The sequence below is a fragment of the Bradyrhizobium sp. th-b2 genome, assembly GCF_000426785.1.
Taxonomy (GTDB): domain Bacteria; phylum Pseudomonadota; class Alphaproteobacteria; order Rhizobiales; family Xanthobacteraceae; genus Bradyrhizobium; species Bradyrhizobium septentrionale.
Map to the genome: position 1 here is coordinate 1 of NZ_AUGA01000233.1, position 1673 is coordinate 1673.

At 57.3% G+C, this 1673-nt stretch carries 1 protein-coding gene; it reads left to right on the plus strand.

Annotated elements, in window-relative coordinates; all coding sequences use genetic code 11:
• Positions 1–480 precede the first annotated feature (480 nt).
• Positions 481–1593, plus strand: a complete 1113-nt coding sequence (locus K359_RS60800; protein WP_084518871.1) for a site-specific integrase — start codon at positions 481–483, stop codon at positions 1591–1593.
• The last annotated feature ends 80 nt before the right edge of the window (positions 1594–1673 follow it).

The window sequence follows — 1673 nt, forward strand, 5'->3', positions numbered from 1 at the left end:
CTCCGACGGCGCGAGCACTACCACCGTGCGATGGGCGAATTCAGAAATGTAAAGCTTGACAACAAACCGCAATTAAAGGGCCGAATGACAGTCCTCGTAGGCTAGGTCTCAGCCACTGAGCGAGCCTGCAGATTCGTATCTGCTCTCCAATCGAACCCAAGCTTCCGTCGAACGCTCTTGCCCATACGCCAGCCCATACGTGTACGAAGATCGGACGCGAATTGAGGCGATCGTGCTCGGGGTCCAGCGTACAGCTTGCGCCTACTCTACAGGCGCCTCTTGCATTACGGCGAACGCGTGCGAATGTGGGCGATATGGGCTATTTTTGTCTCCCTCTCCGCCAAAGATGCTTTCACCATCGTTCGCAAGCCTTCAGATTGTCCTATGTTTGAAGGCGTTTCCGTGCGTGGCCTATCTGTACACGTTCGTGCACCTTTGCTACAATTCGGGGGTAGAGCGAGGGTAGAAACGGAGGTGGGTATGGCCCGCACCATCAACCGTCTGTCGTACCGGAAGGTCGAAACCCTCAAAGCGCCCGGCATGTATGGCGACGGTGGCGGCCTTTGTTTGCAGGTTACGAACGGATCGGACAGCACTCCTCGAAAGTCTTGGCTCTTTCGCTATGCAGTGGCCGGGCGCGAGCGCCAAATGGGGCTAGGACCCGTCAGCGACGTTCCTCTTGCAGATGCTCGCGAGCGCGCATCTGTTGCGCGCGAACTGCGTCGGGCTGGGAAAGATCCAATTGTCGAGCGCGAAGCCTCTCGGATGCAAGCAAGTTCGGTAGCAACGAAGTCAATGTCCTTTGACGAGTGTGCCAAAGCCTATATTGCAGCTCATCGGGCAGGCTGGCGCAGTGTCAAGCACGCCAGCCAATGGTCCGCCACCATCGAAACCTATTGCTCACCTGTATTCGGAAAGTTTTCAGTACAACTGGTAGACGCTGGACTGGTGATGAAGGCGATAGAGCCGATTTGGGCGACGAAGCCCGAAACAGCAACCAGGGTTCGGGGTCGTATCGAGCGGATTTTAGACTGGGCAAAGGTCCGTGGCTTCCGCGACGGCGAAAACCCTGCGCGGTGGCGTGGTCATCTGGACCACTTACTTCCCGCTCGAGGTAAGGTTCGACGGGTCAAGCACCATCCCGCCTTACCCTATCCCGAGATTTCAACATTCATGGCAGCTTTGAGAGGGCGTGACGCCGTGGCTGCCCGCGCGCTCGAGTTCGCGATTTTGACCGCGGCGCGAACCAACGAGGTCTTGGGCGCGACTTGGTCAGAAATCGACTTGGATAATCGTGTTTGGATCATACCGGCGGAACGCATGAAAGCGGGACGTGAGCATCGCGTACCACTAGGAGAGCGTGCGATCGAGATCATCAGAGGCATGATGGCAAAAAAGCAGAACGACCACGTATTTTATGGCGATCGTCGGGCGGCGCTATCCAACATGTCGCTGCTGATGTTGCTTCGGCGAATGGGCCGAAAGGACGTGACTGCGCACGGCTTTAGGAGCACTTTTCGCGATTGGGTCGAAGAGCAAACGGATACGCCAAGGGCAGTCGTAGAAATGGCGCTGGCCCCGAGCTATCGCTGAAAGTTGGTGACGGCGGGAATCGGGAAGGCGGCATATCGTGGGGGTGCTTGACGCCTCCACTTCTCCACCGAAGGAGCGAT

Coding starts and splice junctions, on each gene's coding strand:
- K359_RS60800 (WP_084518871.1), top strand. CDS start 481: ATGGCCCGCACCATCAACCGTCTGTCGTACCGGAAGGTCGAAACCCTC.